The following is a 12,932-nucleotide window of genomic DNA, read 5'->3' as shown; positions in this document are numbered from 1 at the left end:
GCGTCACCGCGGCCGCCGGCCGCCCCGGTGCCGTCGGCGCCGCCCGGGTCAGCGAGGCCGTCCGCGCCGCCAGGGCCGCCCCCGGCGGTGCCCGGGGCGCCCGCCGCGCCCGGCTGAACCTCAAGCGCATCGACCCGTGGTCCGTGATGAAGTTCTCGTTCGCGGTCTCGCTGGTGCTGTTCATCGTCGTGATCGTCGCCACGGCCGTGCTCTACCTGGCCCTGGACGCGATGGGCGTGTTCAGCAGCCTCAACGGGATGCTCTCGGACGCGCTCGGCGCCACCGGCGGCGGAGGCACCAGCTTCCGGATCACCGCCAAGGGCGTCATCGGCACGTCCGCCCTGATCGGCGCCGTCAACGTGGTGCTGTTCACCGCGCTGGCCACGCTCGGCGCGTTCATCTACAACGTCTGCGCCGACCTGGTCGGCGGCGTGGAACTCACGCTCGCGGAACGGGACTGACCGCTCCACCCGCGAACGTCCGCCGGCGCGCCGCCCGAACCGAGTTGGGCGGCGCGCCGCCCATGAGGTAACCTTTGGCGTCGCGCCTGGAAGAACTTCCGCGGGCGTCGGGGGGCTATAGCTCAGTCGGTTAGAGCGCAGAGCTGATAACTCTGAGGTCGATGGTTCGATTCCATCTAGCCCCACGCGTCATCTTTGGCCGGCACCACACCCGAGGGGACCCAGCCCATGCTGAAGAAGGCACTGATCGTGGTCGGCGTCATCGGCGTCGTTGCCCTCGTCGCGCGCAAGGTCAAGTCCTCGAACGACGACCGGGCCCTGTGGCACGAGGCCACCACCGCGCCCGACCTGCGCTGACCCGAGCGGGACGAGAGATCCCGCCCCCGGGGCCGTAGCTCAACTGGCAGAGCACTGCCTTTGCAAGGCAGGGGTTAGGGGTTCAAGTCCCCTCGGCTCCACCATCCCGTGCCCCTGACCAGCGGCGGAGCCGCTGCCATGATCGTCCGGCACAACGTAGGCACAAACCGGCATTGATTTCACTGCCCGACGGTTGGCTTGCGACTGGCTGCCGCGTGCAGCGCGCCGCCCACGACGCCTCGCCGGCGAGCCCGCTTCGGCCACCAGTGCACGTACGTCTCATGAGTGATCCGCAGTGTCTTGTGCCGCAACAGGCGCTGGACCTCCTGCGGCTCGGCGTGGTTCTCGGCCTGATCGACCTTGGCCTCGACGGCGGCGCCGGATCGCGCTCTCACACCGCGTCAGCGTCGGCTTCGCGTTCAAAAGGCGCTCGCGAGGCTGGCCAGCGCGTCCGGGTAGCGGACCCTCCACCGCTTGTCCCGGCCGTGGCGCTTCGACGGGCATTCGCTCCTTGTTCGGGCCGCGCCGGGTGAGTACCAGGTCATCAACCGGCATCAGGCTGCCTCCGTCCGCAGCCATGCGCGAACGTCGGCCGGGTCGTACCTGAGGTGCACCTCGTCCCGCCCCTTAGAACCATCCCTGTCACCCAACTTGTAGGTACGTCTGCCAAGTAGAGGCAACCATACGGCGGTCTTGGCAGACGTGGTACTACGAGTACATCCGCGGAAATCCGTTATGTCCTGAGTGGCGGGTAGTGCGGACGCGGCCGAGGGGGTCAGAGGGAGGACCGAGAGCGTGGACTCGGCGCACGCGCGTCCGGCCGGCTTGGACGACGTGGCTGCGCTGGGAAGCTGAGCAAGGTGTTGGAAAGAGTCCACCGAGTACGCGGGCACCTGTACGCCGTGCACCAGCTCGTCGGGGGCCGGCAAGATGCTCGATCGAGTCATCGAGCGACTACGCCCACCGGGGTCGCGGCGAGATTGCCGACCGCGTGGAGCGTGAGGTTCTGGGCCGCGGAGTGTTGCCGGGCCGGTGGACGTTCCAGATTGGAGGATTTCGACGATGGCTATTACGCGAATTTCGTCGAGATCGCACGGTATGCGCGTGAGCAGTTAGCGGTCGGTCGCCGTCACATCCACGAAGTGGAGGGGAAGCAGGCTCGCCGCATGCCCGGATTGCCGGGCCACGAGGCTACTGCCGAGCAGAGGTAGTCGACAGGTCGGGCAGCAGCGCTGCCAAGGCCCTGGCGCGGGTCTCAATGATTTTCATGCGGGCGGCGTGCTCGTTTGGTTCGATGTGGGCCGCCTGGCCGGTCGCCTGTCCGGGCCATTTGCGGTACAGCAGGCCCGGCTCAGGGTTGAAGTAGCCCGTCGTGACCACGTTTGCCGCGATGAGTAGACCGGTGTCTTCCGATGCGGGTAGGGCCATCCACCCGCCGAGCGCGAAGACCAGATCCGTTCGCAGGCACAGCGTGGCGGGGTGCACCGAGGCGCGGAAGTTGTTGCGGCGCCAGAATTCCAGAACGGAGCCGCGTTCGATGATTCCGCCGGGCGGGTCCATGTCGAAGCCGACGGTGGAGCCGTCTTCCAAGAGGTCCAGGACGCGGGCGGTGGTCCAACTCACCGTCGGCATGGCTTCAAGCGTTGCGATGTCCCGTGCGAGGGCGCCGGGGGTAAGTAGGTCGTCCGCGTCCAGGACCTTAATCAACTCGCCGTCGACGCGGGAGAGGGCGAGGGTTCGAGCTACTCCCGGCCCGCCGGACCGAGCAGTACCTAGACTGATTCGCGGATCGTCCGGAAGAACCCCGTGCAGGACGCCCGCCTGGCCGTCCTCCTGGACCAGCCACTGCCAGTCCCACCCGCGCGGCATGTCCTGCCGGGTGAGCGACTCGTAAGCATCGGGAAGGAACTTGATGCTGGGCGAGTGCACGGGGGTGATCACCGAGACGATTCGCGTCAAGTCTTCCACCGTTTGAGTTTGTTCGTGTAGACCAGTTCGGTCCGATCGCCGGGGAAGACCACGTCGGCTACCTCGACCACACGCCCATCGTTATCGATCGAAGTCTTGCGGACCGTCAGAACCGACACACCGGAGTCGATTTCCAGCAGTTCAGCTTCGTCCGGGGACGGCGGGCGGGCGCGGATCTCATCCACGATCCGGTCCACTTCCACGCCGACGGTGGACAACTGGTGCTGCGTGCCGCCCGGCCAGGGCTCTTTCGAGGCGTCGAGCAGATCGGGATTCGACGAGATGACATCGAGGGGCAGGTACGAGTGCGAGAACGACAGAGGGGCGCTCTCGTGACGCGAACTGGTCCAGTACGTGCGCCGGAGAAGTTTGGTGCCTACCTCGACGCCGAAAGCCTCGGCCAGGCCCTCGTCAGCGCCCTGTTCGGCGTACTCGGCGTGGAACTTGAGGTCATCGACCGACAAGCCGGTGTCGTGCTCAGCCCCACCCTCACGCCGCCGGTCTTCCTCGCTTAGCAGCGCGCGGTCTTTCTCCCACTGGTACCGCTCGGTGTTGCGCCGGCGAACGCGTTGACGCGGCGCGCGCACGTACGTTCCGCGGCCCTGCTCGGCGCGGACGAGGCCCCAGTCACGGAGCATCCTGATCGCGTTGCGGACGCTCGTCCGGGACAGGTCCCAGTGATCGGCCAGCTCTGTCTCGCTCGGCAGCGCCGTGCCGGCCGCCAGTTGCCCGGACAGGATCTGCCGCCGAAGTTCCTCCGCGAGCTGGAGGTACTTCGGGCGCCAGTCCCGGGTCGACATGGGGGTCACGCTACCTTGTACTCGTCCATACGTCTGCCAGGTGGTTGGCTGACCCGGGCGCTCGGCTCGGGGCTCCCGGGAACCGCTCTCACATCGGGCGTAGTCATCTCGGCGCATGACGATCACTCGCTTTCTCGGTCACAAGTGAGCCCACGACTGTTGGGCGAGTGCTTGCTGCGGCTACAGACGGTCAGTTCAACGCCGTATCAACGCCGGGGTCTGTCTGAGGAGCCATCAATGCCCGGCGTGCCAGTGCCATCTGAAGCTCACAGCGAACCGCGGGGAAGTCGCGAACGGCGCGCGCAGGCGGGACATAGATCGCGATCCAGCCAGCCATCGTCAGCGCGGCTACCTTGTGCGGCTGCTGCTCAATCGCGACGCGATGACCAGGCCAGGCAATGTCCGTCAGCACGACAAGGCCGTTGGAGAACCTGACCGGGTGTTGCAGTACCGGGGGCGGGGCACCACCGAGGACCAGGTTGGTGCGTAGCTGAGAGCCGAGCGGGTCACCGGCGGCAGGATCGGCAATGGCGAAGGCCGTTTGGGCCTTCCTGCTTCCCCGCCGACCCTGGTTCGCCCTGAGTGCGTCGTTCAGGTCGGCACGGGTCAGCACGTCTCGATGAAGCATCGCGTCCAGGATCGGCACCGCTCGTTGCGGCGGCAGCCACACCGCCACATCCCACGCCGTCCGTGTAGCAGTGGTACGCGGCGGGGTGGCGATGCTGTTGATCTCCCGGTCGCTCAGGTCATTGACGTGTATGCGAAGCCCTCGCTGGGCGCTGACCCGCCAGCCGACGGGTGCGGTGACGTGGACCTCGTCGGAGAAGCTCGCGGCGAACTCGATGCCGTGCAGCCAGGCAGCGGAGGGACCAGCGATGACAACGCCTTCCGGTACACGCAGCATCGCCCCACGGCACACCAGGCCGTGATCCTGCTTCAACCGCGCGTCGGCGTACACGTCCTGACGCAGCCGGATCCACGCCCGGCTCCGAAGCTGATGCTCCGTCAACAGACCGCGCCGAATCGCCTCGGCACCCCGGAAGACCTTTTCTTGCAGCTCAAGCGGGCGATACGGCTCGGGAGGCACCGGACTCACCAACCCTTCGCCAGATGACGACCAGCCCGCCGGCCGGTAGCGCGGGACGGAGCGGCGCCCCCATAGCTTCGGAACATCTGGCCGGCGGTCAGCAGCGGCGCGCTCTGCACGACCGGCAGCGGCCGAGTGATGCTGTTGATCGCGGACGGACGCCGAGTCGCGAGCTTCGGTCCCTCGATCGGCGGGCGGCTCTGGAAGCGGCGAGCCGAGAACAGCCGCCATAGCCAGTCCGTCCATCGATGCCGTTGGTGCCGTGCCATATCGACCTCCCAGTCGCTCCGTACGGGTGCGGTCCAGACCACGGCCGATCCGCCGACGTTCACGAGTTCGGCAGGAAGAGCCGCGGCCCCATCGAAGCGAAACGTACCTACAAGTAGATGGGTTGTCCAGACGTCTCTATGAGTTGTCCATATGGCACTTGTATCGACAAGAGACAGGTACGGTGTCGACGTGTCCCCCGCGCCCGGACAACCCCGGTACCGCGCCATCGCGGCCGAGCTTCGTGCCCGCATCGAGGACGGCAGACTGGCCCCCGGAGCGCCGCTGCCGACCGAGAACGCTCTGATGGGAGAGTTCGGAGTCAGCCGGGGAACGGTCCGCGAGGCGATCGCCGTGCTTCGAAGCGACGGCCTGGTGGTCACAACCCACGGCCGAGGAACGCACGTCAGGGCGGTCGGGCCGACTGCGCCCGGTGACGGGATCTATCGGCAGCGCAGAGACGGCATTGCCGGCGAGGCGGAAGGGTCGCGGCGAGCGGAGAAGCTGCTCGGCACGGCTCAAGTCGCGGTCGAGCATGCCGAAGTGCCTGCCACCGAGACGCTGGCCGAGCTCCTGGGCGTCGAGCCGGGAACCCCGGTGTTGCGCAGGCGGGTCCGGCTCGAATCCGCCGGAGCAGCAAGACGGTTATCGGACTCGTACTACCGGGCCGATGTGGCAGATGCCGGTCTGACAGACCCCGCCTACGAGCCTCTCGCTCGTCTTGAGGCAGCCGGCGAGACCATCACGAGAGTGCGGGAAGTTGTGAGGTCACGGATGCCGACACTGGACGAGAGTGACGCCCTGGCGCTCGGTCCAGACGTGCCGGTCCTCGTGGTCACTCGGCAATCCTTCAACCAGGAACGCGTTATTGAGGTTGTCAACGACCTGGTCTTGCCGGCCGATCGAAACGAGCTTGAGTACGACCTGCGCGTCCTACGGTAGTTGGCGCATGGCCGGGCAGCTCTGCCGCGCCAACCAGCTCGAGTTGCAAGTACAACTGCTTCTATGCGAGGGCTCTATACCTCTTCAAGGCGGCCCGAAACGGGCCGCACACGCCGCCGATTGGCCACCAGCCCGCGCGGCGTAGGGGAGCGCACGCCGGTCGCGGGGTTGCGGTTACTGCGCCTCCGGCGGGGCCTCCTGCTCCAGGATGGCTGGGACTTCGCCAGCGGGTCGCGGTCCGTGGGTGCGGTAGGGCATCCCGCGTCGACCCGGGCGAGCCGAGCAGACCACCGTTCGAACCGCCAGCGTCCGTACGAGCCGTCAAGGTCCGGTTGACGTGGCGGGCCAGGCGGCGGCCCGCTCCCAGGAGGGCGGGTCGATGGCAGAGGGATGGCAGGACGGCATTACGATCGTATGCGTGAAGATCGTGTATCGAATCACCTACCCAAATGGGAAGATTTATATCGGCAAAGACCTTACCGGCACATTGACATACTTCGGCACTCCTAATAGTCGCCTCGTGGAGCGGGATTTCAATTACGAAGAGCGAAGAGACTTCACGATTCGTAAGGAGGTGCTCTGGGAGTCCGAAGAAGCGTCGAATTCTGAGGTGGCAAGGATGGAGGTTGAGATGATCCATCGGCATCGTTCAAATGATCCCGCTATTGGGTACAACCGGTGGCCGAAGTGCAGGCATAGTTCCGCACCCGAGCCGGGCGCGGGAAGCCCTGCGGCTTGACAGCAACGACGACAGTAACCGGCGCGGACAGTGACGGCCAGGCCGAACGGCCCAGGGACGACCTGCCGCACGTCAGCGACAGGAGCGGACGAGGACAGACGCGGCGCGCAAAGCTTGTAAGCGAGATATCGGCACTTCCGAAGGGCTGTGGTACCTGCTTTGCCGAATTGATCTCTTTTGGATCAAGGCGGCCCGCAAGCGGGCCGCGCCGGCCGGCAACGGCCTGCTGGCGACCTCCGGCCGGCATCGGCCGCGCCGGCCGGCCACGCTTGGGGACGACACGATCAGAAGACCTCGGGGCTCCGCCCCGAACCCCGGCCCTCCTCAGAGATGCTGCCGCGGATCACCTGGCCGGGCACCACAAGGGCTACCAGCCTCCCCGGACGGGGCCAAGGTCGTTCATCCGGTAGGGCGCTCCACCTTCTCTCCGTCCGGGGAGGCTGGACGGTCTACGACTGCCCGACGAGGAGATCCGCCACCTCAGGTAACTTCCCCCTGCCACCACCGGCATGGGAGGTCGCGTGACTGCGGCAGAGGATTCTGTGTTCGACTTCCGCCTGCGGGAGCTATCGGCCGCACTGGAGGAGATCGCGGATCTCCTACCAGCCCTGCGGGTTCGTGCCGTAGGAATGGATCGCCATGCGGGCGGTGAGGTTGCCCGTCGTGGTCGCGTACTGCTCGGTCGCATGGGCCGCCGGAGTCACGGGCATTGCCGGATCGTAGGGCAACTCCGCCGCCACCGCTGGCCCGCCGCCAGGGTCCGGTCCGGGCGACGTACTCCGTGGATGAGCATGTGCCTGCTCGGGCGTTGGAGCGCGAGGTCAGTCCACCGCGAACGAGTACGCCGTGGCGTCCGGTTCGCTGAACCGCAGCAGCGCGTCGGCCTCCTCGGCCAGGGCGTCCGCTGCGCCGGGCGGCAGCGGCTCGTAGGGACTGAGGCGCAGGGTGGCGATGCCGCGCTTCCGGTCCACCCGCCAGGTGCCGTGCACGAACCCGTCCCACAGGTAGGTTGCCCGTACCCGCAGGTTCTTCGTTACCACGAGCGGGCGGTGCGCGTCCGGGACGACGCGGGCGCGGTCGGCGTGGGCGAGAACCAGGTTGTCGAACTCGGGCAAAAACCGCGGGGGCGCGGGCGTGTCCTCGTCCGGCAGCGGCGCGTCCGGCAGGTCGAACAGTTCCCGGCCCCGGTCGTCGCGCAGGACCCGCAGGTCGTCGCGCATGCTGGCGAGCACCTGCCGCAGGCCGCGCAGGCCCGACCACTCCTGCGCGTCCGCCGCGGTGGCCGGCCCGAACGCGGCCAGGTACCGGCGGACCAGCGCGGCCGGTTCGGGGTCGGGTGCCGGTTCGGCGCCGAGCCACTCGTCCGCCAACGCGAACCGGGCGACGGACGGGAACGCCCAGCGGTCCTGCGTCGGGACCATGACCAGCGGCAGGTGGGTCCGCACGGCGTAGCCGAGGGCGCGCTCGTCCACCTCCGGGAATGCGGCGACGAGCAGTGGCCGTAGCTCGTTGAACGTGCGAGGCTGGCCGGCGAGCAGGTCGCGGGCGACCGGGAGGACCCGGTCCATCTCCAGGGTGGCGGCGCGGGAGCCGAGCACCCGCACCGCCGACTCGAGCACCGGTCGCAGGGTGGAGCGCAGCGCGAGGTACTGCTCGGCGGTGGTTATGTGCAGGGTGCCGCGCAGGTAGGTGACCCGGACCAGGGCACGCTCGTGCAGCGCCCGGTGCAGGTCGGCCTCGGCGAACCGGGCCGACCTCGTCCACAGGCCGAGGAACGGCGGTCGCGCCTCCTGCGCCTGAAGGCCCCCGAGCGCGTCCACGGCGAGGACGATTCCGGCCGGGGAGCGTTCCAGCAGGGATTGGCGGGCCAGCGTGGCACGGTTCAGCCGGCGGAGGCTCAGGGTCGGCATTCGTATCAGCGTAGTGATCGGCGCCACGCGGGTGGCCCGTCATATCCGGTCCGGTCGTGCCGTCCAGGCAGCGGCGAAAGGAGAGGCCATGCGGGTCCTCGTGACGGGCGGTACCGGGACGCTGGGCAGGGCGCTGGTGCCGCTGCTGGTCGAAGCGGGCCACGACACCACGGTGATGAGTCGCCGGCCGGGCCCCGGCGACGCGGTCGCCGACCTGGTGACCGGTGACGGGTTGGCCGCCGCCGTGGCGGGCGCCGACACGGTCGTCCACCTGGCTTCGTCCCCGTACCGGAGGACGATGGCGGAGGTGGAGATCGGGGGCACCGGACGCCTGCTGGCGGCGGCCGCCGGCGCCGGCGTGGGGCACCTGATCTACGTCTCGATCGTCGCGGTTGCCTGACCACCGCCGCCCGCCCGACCGGGCGGCTGACCTGGCGGGAGTACCTGGCACCATCGGGGACGTGATGGGAACCCTCAAGACCGAGCCGGCGACCGCCCGGCCGGACCTGCTCGCCGCGCCGGTCGCGGCCGCCCTGGAAGCCTGGTCCGAGGCCGCCGACGTGCTGGTCGCCCCGATCGACCCCGAGCTTGCCGATACGGCCGCGTTCTGCGCGGAGTACGAGGTGGGTCTGGGCGAGTCGGCGAACTGTGTGGTGGTGGCGGGCAAGCGCGAGGGCGAGGTGCGGTACGCGGCGTGCGTGGTGCTGGCCACCACGCGCGCGGACGTGAACGGCGTGGCCCGCCGGCAGTTGGACGTGCGCAAGGCGAGCTTCGCGCCGATGGCGGACGCGGTGGCGCTGACCGGCATGGAGTACGGCGGGATCACGCCGATCGGGCTGCCGGCGCGGTGGGCAATCCTGGTCGATGCGCGGGTGGTCGCGGTGCCGGCCGTCATCATCGGTTCCGGGGTGCGCCACAGCAAGATCGAACTGCCCGGCGCGGCGCTCGCCAGGCTGCCGAACGCGCTGGTCATCGAGGATCTGGCCCGCTGATCCCGACCGGCGCCGACCGGGTGGTAGGCGTCACTAGGTATACCTAGGCCGGCGTAGGACCCGCGGCCGCGGTACTAGGTAGGGGCGGACCCGGAAGATACGCAGTCGCTCCCGATGGAACCGAGCCTCAGCCAAACCAGGATTGAGGCATCGGAGAACGGCAAGCCATCGAGGAGACCGAGATGTTCAGCCACCCGGAACTGACCATGGCCCTGGCCCGCGAGCACCGGCGCGAGATGATCGCCGGGGCCGACCGCTGGCGCCTGCTGCACGCGGCCCGGCAGCACCGCGCGGACCTGCGCCGCGGCGGACCGTCCACAGGTGCCGGTGCCCGGGGGCGGCCGGCGGCGTGCGGGCCCTGCGTGGCAGCGGCCCACTGATCGGGGGCGAGTAGTGAAGGACCGCGGCGCCAGGGTCGCGGTCCTTCCTCGTCGTTCCGCCACTGTCAGATGTGACCGGACACGGGTAGGGCGCTGGAAGGTGAGCGAGCACAGTCGATGTTGTTGCACGTGAAACAACAAGATCGACTCAGTTGGCGGCCCCGCCCTCGCGCCGCCCGACCTCGGCGAGCACCTCCAGCAGCGTCGCCGGGTCCTGGGCGCCGCTGACCGCGTACCGGCCGGCGAACACGAAGGTGGGGACGCTGGTGACGCCCAGGCGCCGGGCCTCGGCGAGTTCCGCCTCGACCTCGCCCGTGCCGTTGGTCGAGTCCAGGAACTCGCGCACCTCGACCGGGTCCAGGCCCGCTTCGGCGGCCACCTCGACCAGCACGTCCCGCGCGCCGATGTCCCGGCCGTCGGTGAAGTGGGCCTGGTGTAGCGCCTCCATCACCTCGGGCTGCCGGCCGTGCTCGGCGGCGAACCAGCTCAGCCGGTGCGCCTCGAACGTGTTCGCGGACAGGGCGCGGTCGAAGTTCAGGGTCAGTCCGTCGGCGGCGGCCACCCCGCGGGTGTGCTCGGTGATCTGGCGTGCCCGCTCGGGTCCGCCGAACTTGTCGGCGAGGTCGTCCAGCGTGCGCCGCGGCTGCGGCACCGGGCCGGGGTCGAGCTGGTACGGCCGGTACCGGACGCTCACCTCGCCGTCGTACTTCGCCAGGGCCACCTCCAGGCGGCGCTTGCCGATGTAGCACCACGGGCAGACCACGTCCGAATAGATCTCGATCTCCACGTCGGGACCAACCCTCCGCTCAGCTCGCCTGTTCCCGGACCTGCCGCTTGAGCCGGGCCAGGATCGCCCCGGCGCCGCGCACCCGCAGCGGGCTGATCGCCTCGGCCAGCCCCATCCGGTGGTACAGGTCATCGGGTACGGCGAGGACCTGCTCGGCGGTGGCGCCGGCCAGCCCCTCGCTCAGAATGCCGGCGAACGCGCGGGTCGTGGGCGCCTCCGGCGGGCAGTCGAAGTACGTGGTGACCGTGCGGTCCGGCGCCACCTCGGTGTGCAGGAAGAACGGTGTCTGGCACTCCACGACCTGCTCCATGCCGGCGCCGCCGGCCATCTCCGCCGGCAGCGCCGGCACCGCGTCCGAGTACTCCAGCAGCATCTCCAGGACCACGTCGCGCGGTGCACCGGCGAACTCGTCCACGATCCTGGCGAGCGCGGGCGGCATCTCGGTCACGCCACCGAGGCTACCCAGCCAGCCGCTCCACGACCTCCTCCACCCGCACGTCCACGCGCTCACCGGTGGCCCGCTCGCGCAGTTCCACGTACCCCTCGGCGAAGCGGCGCCCGACCACCACGGCGCGCGGGACGCCGATCAGCTCGGCGTCGGTGAACTTCACGCCCGCGGACACCCCGGGACGGTCGTCGAGCAGCACCCGCAGCCCGCGGGCCGCCAGCCGCTCGGCCAGCCCCGCGGCGGCGGTGACCTGCTCCCCCTTGCCGGCCGGGACCACATGCACATCGCACGGCGCCACCTCGGCGGGCCAGGCCAGGCCGCGCTCGTCGTGGTGCTGCTCGGCCACCGCGGCGACCGCCCGGGACACGCCGATGCCGTAGCAGCCCATCAGGACGCGGATGGCCTGCCCCTCCGGTCCGAGCGCGGACAGGTCGAACACGTCGGTGTACCGGCTGCCGAGCTGGAAGATGTGGCCGATCTCGATGCCCCGGCGGATGGTCAGCTCGCCGGTGCCGCAGGCCGGGCAGGGGTCGCCGGCCCGCACCTCGGCGGCCTCGATCGTGCCGTCCGGCACGAAGTCCCGGCCGCAGACCACGTTCACCGCGTGCCGGCCCGGCTCGTTCGCGCCGGTCAGCCAGGCGGTACCGGGAACCACCCGGGGGTCGACCAGGTAGCGGATGTCCAGCTTGGCCAGGATCTGCGGGCCGATGTACCCGCGTACCAGGTCGGGGCGGGCCACGAAGTCGTCGAACATCGCCACGGCGGCCGGGGCGAGCGCCGCCTCGACCCGCTTGAGGTCCACCTCCCGGTCGCCGGGGACCCCGACGACCAGCAGTTCCGGCGTCTCCGCCCCGGGCCGGGCGACGGTCAGCACCACGTTCTTGAGGGTGTCCGCGGCGGTCCAGTCGGCCCGGCCGCCCAGGCCCCGCTCGTTCGCCAGCGCGACCAGCGTCCCGATCGTCGGCGTCTCCGGCGTGTCGTGCGCCTCGGCGGGCGGGCGCGCGGCGGGGTCGCCCGCCGGCGGGGCGGGCGTCACCACGGCCTCGGTGTTGGCGGCGTAGTCGCAGCCCGAGCAGCCGACGAAGGTGTCCTCGCCGGCCGCCGCCTCGGCCAGGAACTCCTCCGACGCGGAGTCGCCCATCGCGCCGGACGTCGCGGCCACCGCCGTGTACCGCAGCCCCAGCCGGTCGAAGATCCGCCGGTACGCGCCGCGGTGCCGGTCGTAGGCGGCCCGGAGCCCGGCCGCGTCCAGGTCGAACGAGTACGCATCCTTCATCAGGAACTCGCGGCCGCGCAGCAGGCCGGCGCGCGGGCGGGCCTCGTCCCGGAACTTGGTCTGGATCTGGAACAGCGCGACCGGGAAGTCCCGGTACGAGCCGAACAGGTCCTTGACCAGCAGCGTGAACATCTCCTCGTGGGTGGGTGCGAGCAGGTACTCGGCGCCGCGCCGGTCCCGGAGCCGGAAGATGTCCGCCCCGTACTCCGTCCACCGGCCGCTGGCCTCGTACGGCTCGCGGGGCAGCAGCGCCGGGAAGCGCACCTCCTGGTCCCCGATGGCGGCCAGCTCCGCGCGGACGATCTCCGCCACCCGGTCCAGGACCAGCGTGCCGAGCGGCAGCCACGTGTACCCGCCCGGCGCGGCGCGGCGGATGTACCCGGCCCGGACCAGCAGCCGGTGGCTCGGCACCTCCGCGTCCGCCGGGTCCTCGCGCAGGGTCCGCAGGAGCAGCGTGGACATCCGCAACAGCATGGGCGAAGCGTACGAAACGCCGGTCGCCGTGGCAGCCCGGTTTC

Annotated in this window: 15 protein-coding genes, 2 tRNA genes and 1 pseudogene; 10 read left to right on the top strand and 8 right to left on the bottom strand. The window is 69.9% G+C overall.

Translation table 11 applies throughout. The annotated features are described in order from the left end of the window. The 4 genes from KJS59_RS26225 to KJS59_RS26210 all read left to right on the top strand — a co-directional run. The coding region (locus KJS59_RS26225) for a DUF3566 domain-containing protein (RefSeq protein ID WP_213455777.1) at positions 1 to 461 on the top strand (461 nt) is incomplete at its 5' end. Between the two features lie 111 nt (positions 462 to 572). After that, a tRNA-Ile gene (locus tag KJS59_RS26220) sits at positions 573 to 646 on the top strand. A 43-nt stretch (positions 647 to 689) separates the two neighbouring features. Continuing rightward, positions 690 to 818 carry a DLW-39 family protein gene (locus KJS59_RS26215; RefSeq protein WP_213455774.1) on the top strand — a complete coding sequence of 43 codons (129 nt, stop codon included), beginning with the start codon at positions 690 to 692 and terminating at the stop codon, positions 816 to 818. Between the two features lie 28 nt (positions 819 to 846). Then, positions 847 to 922, top strand: a tRNA-Ala gene (locus tag KJS59_RS26210). 75 nt (positions 923 to 997) lie between these two features. Here the strand turns inward: KJS59_RS26210 and KJS59_RS26205 are convergent. Beyond that, the gene (locus KJS59_RS26205) at positions 998 to 1,213 is read right to left on the bottom strand and encodes a hypothetical protein (protein WP_249714912.1); all 216 of its coding nucleotides are present in this window, start codon (positions 1,211 to 1,213) and stop codon (positions 998 to 1,000) included. A 400-nt stretch (positions 1,214 to 1,613) separates the two neighbouring features. On the opposite strand from KJS59_RS26205, the pseudogene KJS59_RS31470 reads away from it, so the two are divergent. After that, a pseudogene (locus tag KJS59_RS31470) lies at positions 1,614 to 2,029 on the top strand (hypothetical protein). Here KJS59_RS31470 and KJS59_RS26200 read toward each other — a convergent pair. The 3 genes from KJS59_RS26200 to KJS59_RS26190 form a co-directional block, all read right to left on the bottom strand. After that, a complete protein-coding gene (locus KJS59_RS26200) occupies positions 2,010 to 2,786 on the bottom strand; it encodes a glycosyltransferase family 2 protein (RefSeq protein ID WP_249714910.1) in 777 nt (258 codons plus the stop codon). The pseudogene KJS59_RS31470 and the gene KJS59_RS26200 overlap by 20 nt on opposite strands. Next, positions 2,774 to 3,586 carry a GntR family transcriptional regulator gene (locus KJS59_RS26195; protein ID WP_249714908.1) on the bottom strand — a complete coding sequence of 271 codons (813 nt, stop codon included), beginning with the start codon at positions 3,584 to 3,586 and terminating at the stop codon, positions 2,774 to 2,776. The genes KJS59_RS26200 and KJS59_RS26195 overlap by 13 nt, the downstream gene beginning before the upstream one ends. A 190-nt stretch (positions 3,587 to 3,776) precedes the next feature. After that, complete coding sequence (locus KJS59_RS26190) at positions 3,777 to 4,673, bottom strand: hypothetical protein (RefSeq protein ID WP_213455767.1); 897 nt, start codon at positions 4,671 to 4,673, stop codon at positions 3,777 to 3,779. Positions 4,674 to 5,132: 459 nt separating this feature from the next. Here KJS59_RS26190 and KJS59_RS26185 point away from each other — a divergent pair, with 459 nt between their 5' ends. Together KJS59_RS26185 and KJS59_RS26180 are read left to right on the top strand one after the other, a co-directional pair. Continuing rightward, positions 5,133 to 5,882, top strand: coding sequence for a GntR family transcriptional regulator (locus KJS59_RS26185; protein WP_213455766.1), 750 nt, complete (start codon positions 5,133 to 5,135; stop codon positions 5,880 to 5,882). Between the two features lie 418 nt (positions 5,883 to 6,300). Beyond that, positions 6,301 to 6,621 (top strand): GIY-YIG nuclease family protein, encoded by a 321-nt coding sequence (locus KJS59_RS26180; protein WP_213455763.1) that lies wholly within the window; start codon positions 6,301 to 6,303, stop codon positions 6,619 to 6,621. Positions 6,622 to 7,442: 821 nt separating this feature from the next. On the opposite strand, the gene KJS59_RS26170 is transcribed toward KJS59_RS26180, so the two are convergent. Then, entirely contained in the window at positions 7,443 to 8,531 is a 1,089-nt protein-coding gene (locus KJS59_RS26170; RefSeq protein WP_213455761.1) for a winged helix DNA-binding domain-containing protein, read from the bottom strand. Positions 8,532 to 8,619: 88 nt separating this feature from the next. On the opposite strand from KJS59_RS26170, the gene KJS59_RS26165 reads away from it, so the two are divergent. The 3 genes from KJS59_RS26165 (at position 8,620) to KJS59_RS26155 (ending at position 9,903) form a co-directional block, all read left to right on the top strand. Then, positions 8,620 to 8,931 (top strand): SDR family oxidoreductase, encoded by a 312-nt coding sequence (locus tag KJS59_RS26165; RefSeq protein ID WP_213455759.1) that lies wholly within the window; start codon positions 8,620 to 8,622, stop codon positions 8,929 to 8,931. A gap of 64 nt (positions 8,932 to 8,995) precedes the next feature. After that, a complete protein-coding gene (locus tag KJS59_RS26160) occupies positions 8,996 to 9,523 on the top strand; it encodes a YbaK/EbsC family protein (RefSeq protein WP_213455791.1) in 528 nt (175 codons plus the stop codon). A gap of 182 nt (positions 9,524 to 9,705) precedes the next feature. After that, the gene (locus tag KJS59_RS26155) at positions 9,706 to 9,903 is read left to right on the top strand and encodes a hypothetical protein (protein ID WP_213455757.1); all 198 of its coding nucleotides are present in this window, start codon (positions 9,706 to 9,708) and stop codon (positions 9,901 to 9,903) included. A gap of 148 nt (positions 9,904 to 10,051) precedes the next feature. Here the strand turns inward: KJS59_RS26155 and KJS59_RS26150 are convergent, their stop codons facing one another. From KJS59_RS26150 to KJS59_RS26140, 3 genes are read right to left on the bottom strand one after another with little or no spacing between them, the layout of a single operon-like run. Next, a complete protein-coding gene (locus KJS59_RS26150) occupies positions 10,052 to 10,690 on the bottom strand; it encodes a DsbA family oxidoreductase (RefSeq protein ID WP_213455755.1) in 639 nt (212 codons plus the stop codon). Positions 10,691 to 10,709: 19 nt separating this feature from the next. After that, on the bottom strand, positions 10,710 to 11,138 hold the full coding sequence (locus KJS59_RS26145) for a SufE family protein (RefSeq protein WP_213455753.1): 429 nt from the start codon (positions 11,136 to 11,138) through the stop codon (positions 10,710 to 10,712). 10 nt (positions 11,139 to 11,148) lie between these two features. Further along, positions 11,149 to 12,888, bottom strand: coding sequence for a proline--tRNA ligase (locus tag KJS59_RS26140; protein ID WP_213455751.1), 1,740 nt, complete (start codon positions 12,886 to 12,888; stop codon positions 11,149 to 11,151). Positions 12,889 to 12,932 lie beyond the last annotated feature (44 nt).

The sequence above is a fragment of the Rhizomonospora bruguierae genome, from assembly GCF_018397995.1.
In the GTDB taxonomy this organism is placed as follows: Bacteria; Actinomycetota; Actinomycetes; order Mycobacteriales; family Micromonosporaceae; genus Rhizomonospora; species Rhizomonospora bruguierae.
The sequence above is the reverse complement of the archived record's forward strand: the minus strand, read 5'-3'. Positions and strand labels throughout refer to the sequence as shown.